15 protein-coding genes are annotated in these 15289 nt (G+C 73.1%); 13 read left to right on the top strand and 2 right to left on the bottom strand.

Annotation, left to right across the window (positions count from 1 at the left end):
• Positions 1-92: 92 nt before the first annotated feature.
• From GSF02_RS13950 to GSF02_RS13970, 5 genes are all read left to right on the top strand, one after another.
• The gene (locus GSF02_RS13950) at positions 93-500 is read left to right on the top strand and encodes a glycerate kinase (RefSeq protein WP_159797538.1); all 408 of its coding nucleotides are present in this window, start codon (positions 93-95) and stop codon (positions 498-500) included.
• Between the two features lie 40 nt (positions 501-540).
• A complete protein-coding gene (gene erpA / locus GSF02_RS13955) occupies positions 541-891 on the top strand; it encodes an iron-sulfur cluster insertion protein ErpA (protein ID WP_159797540.1) in 351 nt (116 codons plus the stop codon).
• A gap of 360 nt (positions 892-1251) precedes the next feature.
• Positions 1252-2172 (top strand): aa3-type cytochrome oxidase subunit II, encoded by a 921-nt coding sequence (gene ctaC / locus GSF02_RS13960; protein ID WP_235915578.1) that lies wholly within the window; start codon positions 1252-1254, stop codon positions 2170-2172.
• Positions 2172-4004, top strand: coding sequence for an aa3-type cytochrome oxidase subunit I (gene ctaD / locus GSF02_RS13965; protein ID WP_159797544.1), 1833 nt, complete (start codon positions 2172-2174; stop codon positions 4002-4004). Before ctaC ends, ctaD begins: the two co-directional genes overlap by 1 nt.
• Positions 4001-4402 (top strand): cytochrome c oxidase subunit 4, encoded by a 402-nt coding sequence (locus GSF02_RS13970; protein ID WP_159797546.1) that lies wholly within the window; start codon positions 4001-4003, stop codon positions 4400-4402. The genes ctaD and GSF02_RS13970 overlap by 4 nt, the downstream gene beginning before the upstream one ends.
• 87 nt (positions 4403-4489) lie before the next feature.
• On the opposite strand, the gene GSF02_RS13975 is transcribed toward GSF02_RS13970, so the two are convergent.
• Together GSF02_RS13975 and GSF02_RS13980 are read right to left on the bottom strand one after the other, a co-directional pair.
• On the bottom strand, positions 4490-5629 hold the full coding sequence (locus GSF02_RS13975; protein ID WP_159797548.1) for a pyridoxal phosphate-dependent aminotransferase: 1140 nt from the start codon (positions 5627-5629) through the stop codon (positions 4490-4492).
• A gap of 85 nt (positions 5630-5714) precedes the next feature.
• Entirely contained in the window at positions 5715-7112 is a 1398-nt protein-coding gene (locus GSF02_RS13980; protein WP_159797550.1) for an MmgE/PrpD family protein, read from the bottom strand.
• Positions 7113-7295: 183 nt separating this feature from the next.
• On the opposite strand from GSF02_RS13980, the gene GSF02_RS13985 reads away from it, so the two are divergent.
• The 8 genes from GSF02_RS13985 to GSF02_RS14020 all read left to right on the top strand — a co-directional run bounded on the left by GSF02_RS13985 (position 7296) and on the right by GSF02_RS14020 (position 15274).
• Positions 7296-8063, top strand: coding sequence for an IclR family transcriptional regulator (locus GSF02_RS13985; RefSeq protein WP_159797552.1), 768 nt, complete (start codon positions 7296-7298; stop codon positions 8061-8063).
• Positions 8064-8217: 154 nt separating this feature from the next.
• Positions 8218-9030 (top strand): ABC transporter ATP-binding protein, encoded by an 813-nt coding sequence (locus GSF02_RS13990; protein ID WP_201308937.1) that lies wholly within the window; start codon positions 8218-8220, stop codon positions 9028-9030.
• Positions 9027-9827 (top strand): ABC transporter permease, encoded by an 801-nt coding sequence (locus GSF02_RS13995; RefSeq protein ID WP_159797554.1) that lies wholly within the window; start codon positions 9027-9029, stop codon positions 9825-9827. Before GSF02_RS13990 ends, GSF02_RS13995 begins: the two co-directional genes overlap by 4 nt.
• Positions 9824-10687 (top strand): ABC transporter permease, encoded by an 864-nt coding sequence (locus tag GSF02_RS14000; protein WP_159797556.1) that lies wholly within the window; start codon positions 9824-9826, stop codon positions 10685-10687. Before GSF02_RS13995 ends, GSF02_RS14000 begins: the two co-directional genes overlap by 4 nt.
• A 49-nt stretch (positions 10688-10736) precedes the next feature.
• Positions 10737-11675, top strand: coding sequence for a polysaccharide deacetylase family protein (locus tag GSF02_RS14005; RefSeq protein WP_159797558.1), 939 nt, complete (start codon positions 10737-10739; stop codon positions 11673-11675).
• On the top strand, positions 11672-12601 hold the full coding sequence (locus GSF02_RS14010; protein WP_159797560.1) for a polysaccharide deacetylase family protein: 930 nt from the start codon (positions 11672-11674) through the stop codon (positions 12599-12601). Before GSF02_RS14005 ends, GSF02_RS14010 begins: the two co-directional genes overlap by 4 nt.
• Positions 12602-12776: 175 nt before the next feature.
• On the top strand, positions 12777-13727 hold the full coding sequence (locus GSF02_RS14015) for a carbon-nitrogen hydrolase family protein (RefSeq protein WP_159797562.1): 951 nt from the start codon (positions 12777-12779) through the stop codon (positions 13725-13727).
• Positions 13724-15274: an MFS transporter gene (locus GSF02_RS14020; protein ID WP_159797564.1), complete on the top strand. Its 1551-nt coding sequence runs from the start codon at positions 13724-13726 to the stop codon at positions 15272-15274. Before GSF02_RS14015 ends, GSF02_RS14020 begins: the two co-directional genes overlap by 4 nt.
• Positions 15275-15289 lie beyond the last annotated feature (15 nt).

A 15289-nucleotide genomic window follows, 5' to 3' on the forward strand; every position in this document is an offset into this window, starting at 1 on the left:
GGGGCTGGCCGCCGCGTGGCGCGCCGGGGGAGCGGGCACGGTCGAGGCCGGGGTGCTCCCGACGCCGCCACCCGCCCCCGGTCCTCGTGCCGGTGACGGCGCTGGTGCGGCGACCCCCGCCGGGCGCCGGTGCCGGTGCCGGCGACCTGGACGCCGGCGCGGGCGGGGGCGGTGCCGCGCCGCCGTCCTGGGCGGCGCGCGTCGCGGCCGCCGACATCATCGTCGTCCACCTCGAGCGGCTCGACGCCCGCGCGCTGCACGGCCCGCCGCTGGCGGACGTCGTCGCCGCGGCGCGGCCGGGGGCCGTGCCCGTCGTGGTGCTCGCCGGGCGCGCCGAGGCGTCCCGCCGCGAGTGGTCCGCGGCCGGGCTGAGCGGGGTGCACGAGGTGGGCGACGACGACGGCGACCGCGTCGCGCGGGTCGCCGCGACGTGGGCACCGCGGTGGCGAGAGGCGTCTCACCGCGGGCGCCCGCTCCCGCACGGCGGCGCGCGTGCTTAGTATCGGGAAGAGCGTCACCGACCCCGTTGTTGGAGGAAGCATGACCGACACCCTCGAGACCGCCACCCACGGCGTGAACCTCACCGACGTCGCCGCGACCAAGGTGCGCAGCCTCCTGGAGCAGGAGGGGCGTGACGACCTGCGGCTGCGCGTGGCCGTCCAGCCCGGCGGCTGCTCCGGCCTGATCTACCAGCTCTACTTCGACGAGCGCCTGCTCGACGGGGACGCCCTGCGCGACTTCGACGGCGTCGAGGTCGTGGTGGACAAGATGAGCGTCCCCTATCTGGAGGGCGCCACCATCGACTTCGCGGACTCCATCGAGAAGCAGGGGTTCACGATCGACAACCCCAACGCCGCGAGCTCCTGCGCCTGCGGCGGCTCGTTCGCCTGACGGCGGTCGCGACCCGGACGGGCCCGGTCCCGGAGCACTGCTCCGGGGCCGGGCCCGTCCGCGTCCGGCGGGCGTGCGATCCGTCACAGCGGGCGGGTGGACGGCCGGCCGAGGCGCGCGCCCGCCCGACGGGGCGTGGCCGTGCACCGCTCCGTGCGGGCGCATCGATCTGACATCCCGCCTGCCGGTGTCGTGACCTGGAGGGATGGTGTCGCAAGGTCGGCACTTCGTCACCTCAGGACCACTCCAAAACGGCCATCTGTGGACGCCAGTCGCGCTAGGCTGCGATGTATCGAGGACGAAGGTTCCGCCATGCGCCGTGCCAGCACGGCGCGCGGGACGAGACGTGAAAGGCCTCCCTTGCACTCGAAGCCCCCCACCCGCAGCAGGCGGGCCATCTGGCGCGCGTCGGCGATCGCCGGCGCCGTCGCCCTGCTGGCCTCCGGCTGCGCGAGCGACTCTGTCAAGCGCGGGTACCTGCCCGGATTCGACGACGGGGAGGTGACCAACCACACCGGGACCATCACCCACCTCTGGGTCGGCTCGTGGATCGCCGCTCTCTTCGTCGGCGTCGTGACCTGGGGGCTGATGCTCTGGTGCATCGCCGCGTACCGGAAGCGCAGGGACGACCACCAGCTGCCGGTGCAGACGCGGTACCACCTGCCGCTCGAGCTGATGTACACGGCCGTGCCGATCCTGATGGTCCTGGTGCTCTTCTACTACACGGACCGCGACATGTCGCAGATCCAGGACACCAGCGCCGAGCCGGACGTCAACATCCAGGTCATCGGCAAGCAGTGGAGCTGGGACTTCAACTACCTCGACGACGGCGTCTACGACTCGGGTCAGCACCTGATCGACGTCGGCGGGCAGACCGAGGAGGACGAGGTCGACGGCGCTCCCGGGACCTCCGCCGCGCTGCCCACGCTGTACCTGCCGGTGGGCCAGACCGTCCAGTTCCAGCTCGACGCGCGCGACGTCATCCACTCGTTCTGGATCCCGGCGTTCCTCTACAAGGAGGACATGATCCCGGGCCGGACGAACACGTTCCAGGTCACCCCGACGCGCGAGGGGACCTACGCCGGCAAGTGCGCCGAGCTCTGCGGAGAGTTCCACTCCGGCATGCTCTTCAACGTCAAGGTCGTCTCGCAGGAGGAGTACGACGCGCACATGGAAGACCTGCGCGCTGCCGGCCAGACCGGTGAGCTCGGCCTCGACCTCAACCGTCACCAGGACCCCCCGGCGACGGACGACCTGAACCTCGAGGAGAACGAGCGCTGATGGCCACCACCACCTCTCACGCCCCGGCGGCGGAGATCGTCCCTGGGCTGGCCCCCCGGCGCCAGACCCTCGGACGGACCGTCGTCAAGTGGATCACCTCCACCGACCACAAGACGATCGGGTACATGTACCTGATCACGTCGGTGCTGTGGTTCTGCATCGGTGGTGTCCTGGCGCTGCTGATCCGCGCCGAGCTCTTCGAGCCGGGCATCCAGATCGTGCAGAGCAAGGAGCAGTACAACCAGCTCTTCACGATGCACGGCACGATCATGCTGCTCATGTTCGCGACGCCGCTGTTCTCCGGCTTCACCAACGTGATCATGCCGCTGCAGATCGGCGCGCCCGACGTCGCGTTCCCGCGGCTGAACATGCTGGCCTACTGGATGTACTCGTTCGGCAGCCTCATCGCCGCCGCCGGCTTCTTCACGCCGCAGGGCGCCGCGTCGTTCGGCTGGTTCGCCTACGCGCCGCTGTCGAACACCACGTTCAGCCCCGGGCTGGGCGGTGACCTGTGGGTCTTCGGCCTGGCGTTGTCCGGCTTCGGCACCATCCTCGGCGCCGTCAACTTCATCACCACGATCATCACCATGCGCATGCCCGGCATGACGATGTTCCGGATGCCGATCTTCACCTGGAACACCCTCATCACCAGCCTCCTGGTGCTGATGGCGTTCCCGCCGCTGGCCGCCGCCCTCTTCGCGCTCGGCGCGGACCGCACGCTCGGCGCCCAGGTGTTCAACCCGGAGAACGGTGGCGCCATCCTCTGGCAGCACCTGTTCTGGTTCTTCGGCCACCCCGAGGTGTACATCATCGCGCTGCCGTTCTTCGGCATCGTGTCGGAGGTCCTGCCGGTGTTCAGCCGCAAGCCGATCTTCGGCTACAAGGGCCTCATCTACGCGACGATCGCCATCGCGGCGCTGTCCGTGACCGTGTGGGCCCACCACATGTACGTCACCGGCGCGGTCCTGCTGCCCTTCTTCGCCTTCATGACGATGCTCATCGCCGTGCCGACGGGCGTGAAGTTCTACAACTGGATCGGCACGATGTGGCGGGGCAAGCTCACCTTCGAGACGCCCATGCTGTGGTCCATCGGCTTCCTGGTGACGTTCCTGTTCGGCGGCCTGACGGGCGTCATCCTGTCGAGCCCCGCGCTGGACTTCCAGCTGTCCGACTCGTACTTCGTGGTCGCGCACTTCCACTACGTCGTGTTCGGGACCGTGGTGTTCGCGATGTTCGCCGGCTTCTACTTCTGGTGGCCCAAGTTCACCGGCCGCATGCTCAACGAGCGGCTCGGCAAGGTGCACTTCTGGATGCTGTTCGTCGGCTTCCACACCACGTTCCTCGTCCAGCACTGGCTGGGTGTCGAGGGCATGCCGCGTCGCTACGCCGACTACATGCCGGAGGAGGGCTTCACCTGGGAGAACCAGGTCTCCACGGTCGGTGCGTTCCTCACCGCGGCGTCGATGCTCCCGTTCTTCTGGAACGTGTACACCACCTGGCGCAACGCGCCGAAGGTGACGGTCGACGACCCGTGGGGCTACGGCCGCTCGCTGGAGTGGGCCACGTCCTGCCCGCCGCCGCGGCACAACTTCAGCTCGCTGCCGCGCGTCCGTTCGGAGTCCCCGGCGTTCGACCTGCACCACCCCGAGGTGGCTGCGATGGAGCACCCGGACCTGTACCCGGGTGTGCTGGACAAGGTGTACGGCGAGGCGGACCGGCGCGGCCAGCAGCCGCTGGCGCAGGAGCGCTCCGGCCAGCAGTACCCGGAGCGTCAGCAGACCACGACCCAGGTCCTGGACGAGCCCCGCACCGACGAGGAGACCGGCAAGTGAAGATCGAGATCAAGCTCTTCCTCTGGCTCACGCCGTTCTTCCTGGTCGTGGGAGTCATCTACGGCCTGCTCACCGAGTGGGAGGAGCCGGTCGGGTTCCTCGGCATCCCGCTGGTCGGCGGCCTCATGGCGATGGTCGGTGCCTACCTGGCGCTGACGGCCCGCCGCATCGACCCGCGTCCCGAGGACGACGAGGACGGTGACATCGAGGAGGGTGCCGGCGACCAGGGTGTCTACGCCCCGTGGAGCTGGTGGCCGCTCGTCCTCGGTTCGGCGGCCGCCGTCGGGTTCCTCGGCATGGCCGTGGGCTGGTGGGTCGTCTACATCGGCTTCATGATCGGCGTCATCGCCCTCGTCGGCTGGGTCTTCGAGTTCAGCCGCGGGCAGCACGCCCACTGAGCACCCGCTCGCACGCAAGGGCCCCGCACCGGATCTCCGGTGCGGGGCCCTTGCGCGTGTGCGGGTCTGTGCGCCCGTGAGAGGTGCTCAGGCCGGCGCGGGCAGCACCTTGAGCCCGCGGACCAGGTCCTCCGGCTCGACCGCGAGGTTGACGCGCACCCAGCCCTCGCCGGAGCGGCCGAACGCCGAGCCGGGCGCCACGGCCACCCGCTCGGTGCGCAGCAGGTCGAGGCACCAGGCCTCGACGTCGCCGCCGCTGGCGTGGGCGACGTCGACCCACAGGTAGAACGCGCCCCGGGCGCGGTGGTAGCGCACGCCCGCCTCGTCGAGCGTGCGGCCGGCCAGCTCGCGGTGCGCCCGGTAGGTCCGGGCGGCGTGCACGACGGCGTCCTGGGGGCCGGTGAGGGCCGCCAGCGCGGCGTGCTGGTCCGGCATGGCGACGCAGCTGATCGTCGCCTCCTGCAGGTGCGGCAGGACATCGGCGAACGCCGGGGGAGCCACGAGGTAGCCGACGCGGGCGCCCGTCATCGCGTACGACTTGGACAGGGAGAAGATGCTGAGCACGCGGCCGTCCGTGTCGAGCGCCCCCAGCGACGTGTGCGGTTCGTCGGCGAAGTGCTCGTACACCTCGTCGGAGAGCACCCACAGGTCGGCCTCGCGGGCGACCTCGAGCACGGCGCGCAGGTCGGCCTCGGGCAGGACGACACCGAGCGGGTTGGACGGCGAGTTCACCACGATCGCCCGCGTGCGCGGCGTGACGAGCCGCCGCAGCGCGTCGGGGTCCGGCCGGAAGCCGTCCTCGGGCCGCAGCGGGTAGGGCACCGGCACGGCGCCGAGGGTCCGGGGCGCCATCGTGAACACCGTGTAGCCGGGGTCGGGCACCAGCACCTCGTCGCCGGCGTCGAGGACCATGCCGAGCGCCTGGTGGAGCGCCTGCGTCGCACCGACGGTGACCCACACCTGCGCAGGGTCCACCGCCATGCCGTTCTCGCGGGCGAGCTTCGATGCCACGGCCGCCCGCAGCGGCGCGATGCCGCCGTTCGGGCCGTAGTCCACGAGGCCGGCCGCCCAGGCGTCCCGGGCGGCCTCGACGACGTGCGGCGAGACCGGCAGGTGCGGCTCGCCGACGGCGAGGTTGACCACGCCGTCCACCCCGAGCGCCGCCTCGAACACGCGGCGGATGCCGGACGGCGGGACGAGCCTGGCGTGCGGGGCGATGTGCGGCATGGCGGCACGGTAGCCCTGTGATGTGTCGAGCCGGTTGCCGCCGTGAACCGTTGTGGGTGGTGGGCGGCCCCGAGGGGGCGCGCGGTCAGCAGCCCGCCGGGACCAGGCGGGCGAGCGCCCGCCGCACCGCCCCCGGGAGGTCGGACCCGAGGTCGCGCACCGCCGCGTGCACGCTCGCGGCGCCCAGGCCGGTCGGCGCGAGCGCCTCGTCGAGCAGCGCGTCCCTCTCGGCGGCGTCGAACGGCGAGGCGACGGCGTCGCCTGCGGGGTGCTCGACGCTCGCGGTCAGCGTGGTGCCGTCGGCGAGCTCGAGGGTCACGCGCGCAGGACGCGCCGTCGGGTCCGGGCCCCGCAGCGACTCGGTGGCGTCGACGGTGCTGACCAGCGCGGCCACCCGCGCGACGCGCGGGTCCGGTGGCACCGCCGCCCGGTGCGGGGCGACGTCGCCGTGCACCAGCGCCGAGGCCAGCACGAACGGCACGGAGAAGTGTGCGCCCAGCCGGCTGTGCCAGGTGGTCGCGCCGAGCGACGCGCCGAGCCCGGTGACCTCGGCCCGCACGGCGACGACGTCGTCGGCGTCACGGCCGGTGCCCGCCAGGCGGTGGCGCAGCTCCCGTGCGGCGTCGGCGGCGCCGTGCGTCCAGGCGCACCCGGAGTACTGCTTGAGATAGCTGGTGGTGACCGCGGGTGTCCCGCCGAGATCGGCCACGAGGAGGTCGGCTTCCACCTCGCCGAGGGTGCCGCCCAGGTGCGGCGCGGGCACCGGGTGGGCGAGCGGCAGCGCCGAGGCCGCGAGGCGGGCGGCGGCCAGGCCGGCGACGTTGGCGGCGCCCACCCACTGGTCGCGCACGGCGCTGCCGGCAAGCACGGGACCCCAGCCCGTCGCGACCGGCAGCGCGCACGCGGCCTCGATCGCCCGCCGCACGCCGGCGGCGTCCAGACCCAGGAGCAGGGCGCAGCCCGCCGCGGCGCCGGGCAGCCCGATCACGCCGTGGGTGTGCACGCGCGGGTCCAGCCGGGCGGCGCGGCCGAATCGCGTCGCCAGCTCGTAGGCCACGAACAGCGCGTCCCACAGCCGGGCGCCGGACAGGCCGAGCCGCTCGGCGAGAGCGAGCACCGCCGGAGCCGTCTGCGCGGCGGGGTGCCCCTGCGCGTGCCGGTTGCCCTCGTCGCGCTCCACCGTCACCGCGGCGACGCCGTTGAGCCACGCCGCCGTCTCGGCCGTGGCGCGGCGGCCGCTACCGATCACCGTGGCCGTGCCGGGCTCGGGGTCCCAGGCCGCGAGCAGGGTGCGCTGCTCCGGTGTCGTCGCGCCGGCGACCGTCACGGCCAGCAGGTTGCCCACCGCGTCGCGCAGCGCGGCGCGCGCGGCGTCGTCCGCGCGCGCCCACGGCTCCGAGACAGCCCAGGCCGCCAGCGCGCCGAGCGCGTCGGCGCCAACCGGGTCGCCCGTCGCGGGGCCCGTGTGCTCCGTCCGTCCCACACCTCGTGCCTGCGTTGTCCGCACCGTGACCGCCCGTCTATGGTTCCGCCACCGGCCCCGCGGGGCCGGTACCTGTGCCGCCCGGACCCTAGGCGGCCGAGTTGTCTTCGCGATGTGGCGGCCGTTTCGCCGCGGTTTCGCCGCCGGAGACAGCGGCGGCCGCGCCCACCAGGGAGGTACGGCATGGAGAACACCCGGTCCGCGTCGACGACCAGCCGTGTGCTGGTCGTCCTGCAGGCTCTCGCCGACGCGAACGGTCCGGTGTGTACGGCCGACCTGGCCGCCACCACCGGCCTCGACCGTGGCGAGGTGCACCGGATCCTCCAGGAGCTGCTCGGCGCGGGCTTCGCCAGCACCGAGCCCGGCACCGGGCTGTTCCGCACCGGCCCGGCCGCTCTGGGGCTCGGCAACCAGGCGCGGCGGCGCGACGCCCTGCGCGACGCGGCCATGCCGGTCGTCGCGCGGCTGGCCGCCCTGACGGGGGAGACGGCGACGCTCAGCGCGCGCCAGGGCTACGAGCGCTGCTACGTCGGGCAGGTCGAGAGCATGCAGCCGATCCGTATCTCGGTGACGCTCGGGGAGCGCATCCCGCTGGTGTCGGGCGCGAACGGGCTCGCGATCCTGGCGTTCCTGCCCGACGCCGACGTCGAGCAGGTGCTGCGGCTGCCCCGGCCGCGGTGGACCGCCAGCACGGTGACCGACGTGGCGGCCATCCGCGAGCGGCTCGCGGTCGTCCGGGAGCAGGGCTGGGCACGCACCGACGGCGAGCGGGTGCGGCACTCGGCCTCGGTCGCGGCGCCGGTCCTGGCCCCCGACGGGGTCCCCGCGGGCTCGCTGTCGGTCGCCTACCTGGCCGAACGGGCGGACGAGGAGGCGATCGCGGCCCTGCCCGAGGCGGTCCTCGCCGCCGCGGCGGAGGCGACCGAGCGGCTGCGCGACGCCGTGGCGTAACGCGGTCCGGCGATCGCACGGGCGCCCCGTTACACGCGGGCAACACGCCAGCACTGCCCGCGCAACAACCGGGCAAATCGACCGCAACGTCGCCTCCCTAGGTTGGCCACAGCCCGGGAACCCGCCCGGGCGTTCGAGCTCGCAGGAGGCGCTCGTGACAGGCCAGCCAGACGTCCAGACCGTCCCGCCCCTCCTGGAGGTGTCCGGGGTCTCCTACAGCTATAAGCCGTCCCTGCCGCCCGTGATGGAAGGCATCGACCTGTCGATCCGGTCGGGGGAGTTCTTCGTCCTGCTGGGCCCCTCCGGGTGCGGCAAGACGACGATCCTCAACCAGGTCGCCGGGTTCGAGAAGCCGACGACGGGGACGATCTCCCTGAAGGGCGAGAAGATCACCGGGCCCGCCCCGGACCGCGCCGTCGTGTTCCAGGGCCACGAGTCCCTGCTCGGCTGGCTCACCGTGCGGCAGAACGTCGAGTTCCCGCTCAAGGTCGCCGGCGTCGGCACCGGCGAGCGCCGCGCCCGGGCGCAGAAGGTGCTCGAGCTCGTCGAGCTGGCCCCCCAGGCCGACAAGTTCCCGCACGAGCTCTCCGGCGGCATGAAGCAGCGCGTCCAGATCGCGCGCGGCCTCGTGACCGACTCGCGGATGATCCTCATGGACGAGCCGTTCGGTGCGCTGGACGCGCAGACGCGCGGCACGCTGCAGGCGGAGCTCTCCGACATCTGGGAGCGCGAGCGGCGCACCGTCCTGTTCATCACCCACGACATCGCCGAGGCCGTGATCCTGGCCGACCGGGTCGGGGTCATGAGCTCCGGGCCGCGCGCCTACCTGCACAGCATCGTGCCGATCGACCTGCCGCGGCCCCGCCGCCGGACGGCCGAGTTCAACGAGTACATCGACCTGCTGGAAGCCACCGTCTCGGCCGCCAAGGCGCGCCGCCCGCTGGAGACCGGCACGGTGGCGGCATGAGCGCCGTCGCCGCTGCGCGCGTCGACCTGTCCGGCCGCGGCGCGCGTGTCGGGCTGGGGCTGCTTGGCGTCGTCGTGGTCGCGGCGGCGTGGCAGGCGGTGGCCGCCGCCACCGGCAACCCGCTCGTGCTGCCGGCGCCCACCGACGTCGTCACCGCGCTGGTGCAGCTGGTCACCGACCCGCAGACGCGCACGGACCTGCTCGACACCGTCCGCCGGGTCGTCGCGGGCTTCGTCGCCGGCTCCGTCGGCGGCCTGCTGCTCGGTGCGGGCATCGGCTCCTTCCGCGTGGTGCGGGAGCTGCTGAACCCCTACCTGAACTTCCTGCGCACGGTCGCGCCGATCGCCTGGATCGTGCCCGCCACGATCTGGCTCGGCGTCGGCGAGCCGTCGATCCTGTTCGTCGTCGTGTACGCGGCCGTCTTCCCGGTCGCCATCAACACGATCAGCGGCATCGCAGCGGTCGACGCGGACAAGCTCCGCATGGCGCGCGCCGTGGGCCTGTCGCCGGTGGGCACGTTCGCGCGCATCCTCGTGCCGAGCGCCGTGCCGTTCGTCATGGTGGGCGCCCGGCTGGGGCTCGGCCTGTCCTTCATGGCCGTGGTCGGCGCCGAGATGATCATCGGCCAGTCCGGCCTGGGCTACGTCATCTACGACGCCCGGACCTTCTCCAACACCGCCCTGATGTTCGCGGGGATCCTCGTGCTCGGCGTCGTCGGGTACCTGTTCGACCTGCTGTTCGTCGGGCTGCGCAGCTCCCTGTTCCGCAAGTACTACGCAGGACGTGAGGCCGCATGAGCACGATCGCCAGCCCCGAAGAGGACCTGAGGACCCCCGTCGTCGCCCGCCCCCGGCCGGCCGTGCGGGTGCCGTCGGACGCGCTCGCGCGCGCCGCGCGCCGCACCGGCCTGACGCTCGGCTCCCTTGTGGTGCTCGTCGCCGCGTGGGAGTGGGGGTCGCGCGCCTACGACGTGCCGTTCCTGTTCCCCGGGCCGCTCGCCGTCGCCGAGTCGCTCGCCGACAACCTCGCGGACGGCACGCTGGCCGCGTCGACCGGCGCCAGCCTCTGGCGCATCGTCGCCGGCTTCGTGCTCGGTTCCGTCGCCGGCGTTGTGGTCGGCCTGGTGCTCGGCGCGAGCCGGGTGGCGTCGGGCATGGCGGCGCCCTTCGTGACCTTCTTCCGGTTCGTGCCGCCGCTGGCCTGGTTCGGGCCCGTGCTGGTGTGGTTCGGCGCCGGCGAGACGTCCAAGGTGCTGCTCATCGTCTACACGAGCCTGTTCGTCGTCGCCCTCAACACCATCGAGGGCTCCACCAAGCTCCCGCAGGACCTGTCCCGCATGGCCGGCGTGGCCGGGGCGTCGTGGTGGCAGCGGATGTTCTGGGTCACCCTGCCGGCGAGCGTGCCGTACATCGTGGCCGGCGCCCGCGTCGCGCTCGGCAACGCCTTCATGACCGTGGTGTCGGCCGAGATGCTCGGCGCCTCCGCCGGGCTCGGCGTCATGGTGAACAACGGTATGACCAGCACGAACGTCCCCGACGTGTTCACGGCGATCCTCGTGCTCGGCGTGGCCGGCCTGGTGTGCGACCGGCTGTTCGTCCTCGCCGTCAACACGTTCGGCCGGCGGTTCCGCGGGCAGCAGACCGTGGACGTCGCGTGAGCCGGGTGCCCGGCCCGCACCCGCCCGTCCCAGGAAGGAACGAGGAACTGTGATCAGCAACAACGCGCGGATGCTCTACTCCGCGATGCCGGACCGGCCGCGGGTGACGTGGCCGGAGGGCAAGACCGTGGCCTTCTGGCACGCGCCCAACGTGGAGCACTACGACTGGCTCGCCCCCGAGGGCTCCCGGTTCAGCGCCCGCGTCACCCCGCCGGACGCCCAGCACTACATGCACCGCGACTCGGGCAACCGGGTGGCGTTCTGGCGGATGCTGCGGGCGGTCGACCGGTACGACATGCCGTCGACCGTCTCCCTGAGCCTGGCGCTGCTGCAGGAGCAGCCGGAGGTCCGCGACGCGATGCTCGAGCGCGACTGGGAGATCATGAGCCACGGCATCTCCAACCTGCGCCCGCTGTTCGGCTACACCGCCGAGCAGGAGGACCGGTTCCTGGAGATCAGCCAGCAGCTCGCCCTGACCTACTACGACGGGCGGCCGATCAAGGGCATGCTCGGCCCGCGCATCTCGGGGACCGACAACACCGCCGACCTCATGGTCAAGCACGGCATGACCTACTTCGCCGACTTCGTCCACGACGAGCAGCCGCGGCCGCTGCTGACCGCGTCCGGCGACCGCCTGGTCAACGTCCCGTACTCGTTCACCACCAACGACGTGCCCGCCGTGCTGTCGCGCAACCATCCCAAGGAGTACTTCTTCGACCTGATCAAGGCGCAGGTCGACCGGCTCCTGCGCGACGCCGAGGAGGACGGCCAGGCCCGCGTGGCGTGCCTGGCTACCCACCCGTTCGTCATGGGCCAGCCGAACGCGGCGCGCTACCTCGAGGCGATCTTCGACTACGTGCGCAGCGACGACCGCATCTGGGTCACCACGGCCGGGCAGATCACCGACCACTACCTCGAGAACTTCTACGACGAGCAGGTCGCCTTCTCGCGGTCGCTGCTCGCGGAGCACGCAGGAGCCTTCGCATGACGATCGACATCAACCCGCCCGACGCGACCGTCTTCGCGCCCACCCTGCCGCACGCGTACGACACGCACCGCGAGCACTGGGACTCGCCGGCGCGGCTGACCGTCTCGCTCCTGCTGCACGCGCCGTACTACCTCGACGCGCGCGAGCCGGGGCACTACCGGGCCGTGCAGATGCCCGGCGGCGTCGGCGGCGCCTCCCAGGACCCGCCCGGCGGCCCGCCGCACGGCCAGGTCGCCAAGGTCTCGCAGTACGAGTTCGGCCTGACCAACGGCATCTTCCGGCTGCAGCGCATCGCCGACCGCCTGGGCCTGCCGTACGCCGTGGCGCTCGACGCCTACGGGGTGCGCACCGTGCCGGGCCTGGCGCGGCGCATGGCCGCCGGCGCGGGGGAGGTGGTCGCCCGCGGCGAGGCGGCGACGTCGATCATCGACTCCCGGATGTCCGCCGACGAGGAGCGCGACTACGTCCGCCGCTCCCTGGCGGCCGTCCGGGACGCGACCGGGGTCGCGATCACCGGCTGGTTCGGCCCGGAGCGCGGCTGCACCGACCGCACGACGGGGATCCTGCGCGACGAGGGCGTGCGGTGGTTCGGCGACTGGACCGTCGACGAGCGCCCGGTCGCCCTCGACGGCGCCGCCGCCGGGCTGACCGCGGTGCCGTTCGCCCTCGACACCGAGGACGCCTTCCAGCTCTACACCCGCGGCACCCGGTTCGGCGACTACGAGCAGATCCTGGTCGACAGGATCGACCAGCTGATCGCGGACGCCGACGTCGTCGGGCCCCGGTTCCTCGGCCTGAGCTGGGCCGGCTGGGTGCTCGGCCAGGCGTGCTACGCCGACGTCGCCGAGCGGGTGCTCACCCGCCTGGCCGCCGACCCCGACGTGCGGTTCGTCCTGCCGAGCGAGCTCGCCGCCCCCGGCGCCTGACGCGCCCGCCGCCCCCGCGACCACCGTCGCTCGCGGGGCGGTCCGCGGGCCGCCGCCCGCCTGCCTCCTCCTCACCCGGCCGTGCCGGGCTCGTGCGCCTCTGCGCACGTCCTGCCCTTGTCTCGCTCTTCTCCTGCTCAGCTACCGGCACTTCCTCCTGCCCGAAAGGAACACGATGCTCAACGTCGCAGTGGTGCAGACCGGCGAGGTCCCCGAGGACCGCGGCGAGGCGCTCGCCGGCCTCCAGGCGCTCTTCCGCGAGGCCGCGACCCCCGGGACCGACGTCGTCCTCTTCCCGGAGCTCATCACCACGCCCTACTTCGGGCTCACCGGGGACCCGGCATACGAGGCGTGGGCCGAGCCGGTGCCGGGCCCCAGCACCGCCGCCTTCGCCGCCACGGCGCGCGAGCTCGGCGTCGGCGTCATCTTCGGCATGTACGAGCGGGCCGCCGACGGCACGCTCTACAACTCCGCCGTCGTCATCGACGCCGCGGGCGAGATCGTGCCCGGCACGACGCTCGACGGCGAGGTCGTGGACACCTACCGCAAGACGTCGATCCCGATGGGGTCCGGCTCCGGCGTGCCGGTGAACGAGAAGATGTTCTTCGCCCCCGGCGTCGGCCCGATGCTCTTCGAGGCCTTCGGCACCCGCTTCTCCACGCTGATCTGCTACGACCGCAGCTTCCCCGAGTACTGGGAGGCCGCCCGCACCCTCGGCGCAGAGGTGATCTTCGTGCTGGTCAGCTCGATGGGCGCGCGCGAGGGCCACTTCGTCCACGAGCTGCAGACCCGTGGCAAGGACGCCCAGGCCTGGACCGTGGCGGCGAACCGGGCGGGGGAGGAGACCATGTCCGGCTGCACGACGCGGTCGTTCGGCCTGTCCTGCGTCGTCAGCCCGCACGGCGAGCTGGTCGAGGCGGCGCCCGCGCACACCCAGCCGTACGTCCTGCACGCCGAGCTCGACCTCGAGCGCGTGCCGCAGCTGCGCGCCACCTTCCCCTTCCAGCGGGACAAGGTCCCGGGGATCTTCGCCCACATCGCGCGCCTCAAGGCCGCACAGCAGGCCGAGCAGGCCGAGCGGGCCGCCCGGGACGCCGAGCAGGCGGTGCCGGCGGGGCGGGCGTGACCCACTCGCCGGCGGGCTCCTCCGGCTGGCCGGTGCTGGCCGCGACGAGCGTCAACGTCGTCCTGGTCTTCGTGTGCGCCACGAGCCTGACGATCCTGCTGCCGGAGGTGGCGCGGGAGTTCCGCGCCACCCCGGCGCAGACGACGTGGTTCCTGCTGGCCTACCAGCTGGTGATGACGTCGCTCATCGTCGTGTTCGGCCGCCTGTCGGACATCTTCGGGCGCAAGCGCATCTACATCGCCGGCGTGGCGGTGTTTCTCGTCGGCAGCCTGGGGGCCGGCCTCACCACGGACGCGGGGCTGTTCGTCGCCGCCCGGTTGGTGCAGGGGGTGGGCGCCGCGGCGATCATCACCAACACCACCGCGATCCTCACCGATGTGTTCCCGGCGGCGAAGCTGCCCACGGCGCTGGGCTTGAACTCCGCCTCGGCGGCGGTGGGCCAGGTGCTCGGCCCGGTGGTCGGCGGGATCACCGCGCACCTGGCGGACTGGCGCTGGATCTTCCTGGTCAGCGGCCCGCTCGCGCTGGTGAGCCTGCTGGTGTCGTGGCGGCTGGTGCCCGGCCGCGCCGGCACCGGGCGCGACCGCGTCGACGTCGGCGGGGCCCTGACGCTCACCGGCAGCCTGTCGCTGTTCGTCGCCGGCATGTCGTCCGGGTCGCAGACCGGCTGGAGCTCCCCGTGGAGCGCCGCCCTGGTGGCGGGCTCCGTGGTGCTGCTCGGGGTGTTCGTGGCGATCCAGGCGCGGGTGCGCAGCCCGCTGGTCGACCTCGCGCTGTTCCGCGTCCCGAGGCTCGGGCGCCGCTACCTGGCCGTGCTGCTGTCCGGGTTCAGCCAGTACGCGGTGATCCTGCTGCTGTCCACCTATCTACAGGCGACCGCCGGCTACGACGCGTTCGACGTGGCGATGCTCGTGATCGTCTCGCCGCTGGCGACGATCGTCGCGGCCCAGCTGGCCGGGCGCCTCGTGGGCCGGGTGCCGGTGGCGGGCCTGGCGATGGCGGGGATGGCGCTGATCGCCGCGGCCGCCGTGAGCCTGGCCGGGTTCGTGCACCTCGACCTGCTGCCCGCGGGCGCCTACGCGTCGCTGACGCTGCTCGGGCTGGGCATCGGCGCCTTCATGACGCCGAACACGAGCCTGATCATGCTGATCACGCCGCAGCACCGGCGGGGGGTCTCCAACGGCATCCGCTCGACGATGCTCAACACCGGCTACCTGCTGACCACCGCCGTCGCGCTGCAGGTCTCCACGGCCCTGCTCGGCTCCGACGCGCGGCACGCCGTGTTCGCCGGCGACTTCCCGCTCGCCGGCTCCCAGGAGCTCGCATACCGGCACGGCGTCGAGCTGGCGCTCGGCGTGCTCGTCGTCACCGCCGTCGCCGGCGTCGTGTGCAGCGGCGGCAAGGCCGCGCCGCAGCCGCCGCAGCCGCCGCGGCCGCCGCACGGCTCCGACGCGGCCGACGACGGCGCTCCCGGGGACGACGACGGCGCGGCCGGCCCCGCGACCGGGGCGACGGGCCGCGGCGCGCCGGTCGCCGCGCCCGCCTGACGCCCCGCTCCGCCC

It is taken from the genome of Puerhibacterium puerhi (assembly GCF_009846865.1).
GTDB classification, from domain to species: Bacteria; Actinomycetota; Actinomycetes; order Actinomycetales; family Cellulomonadaceae; genus Puerhibacterium; species Puerhibacterium puerhi.

Excerpts from the sequence above, each read along its gene's own strand:
- erpA (WP_159797540.1), top strand. The coding sequence starts at position 541 with ATGACCGACACCCTCGAGACCGCCACCCACGGCGTGAACCTCACCGAC.
- ctaD (WP_159797544.1), top strand. The coding sequence starts at position 2,172 with ATGGCCACCACCACCTCTCACGCCCCGGCGGCGGAGATCGTCCCTGGG.
- GSF02_RS13975 (WP_159797548.1), bottom strand. The coding sequence starts at position 5,629 with ATGCCGCACATCGCCCCGCACGCCAGGCTCGTCCCGCCGTCCGGCATC.
- GSF02_RS13985 (WP_159797552.1), top strand. The coding sequence starts at position 7,296 with ATGGAGAACACCCGGTCCGCGTCGACGACCAGCCGTGTGCTGGTCGTC.
- GSF02_RS13995 (WP_159797554.1), top strand. The coding sequence starts at position 9,027 with ATGAGCGCCGTCGCCGCTGCGCGCGTCGACCTGTCCGGCCGCGGCGCG.
- GSF02_RS14000 (WP_159797556.1), top strand. The coding sequence starts at position 9,824 with ATGAGCACGATCGCCAGCCCCGAAGAGGACCTGAGGACCCCCGTCGTC.
- GSF02_RS14010 (WP_159797560.1), top strand. The coding sequence starts at position 11,672 with ATGACGATCGACATCAACCCGCCCGACGCGACCGTCTTCGCGCCCACC.
- GSF02_RS14015 (WP_159797562.1), top strand. The coding sequence starts at position 12,777 with ATGCTCAACGTCGCAGTGGTGCAGACCGGCGAGGTCCCCGAGGACCGC.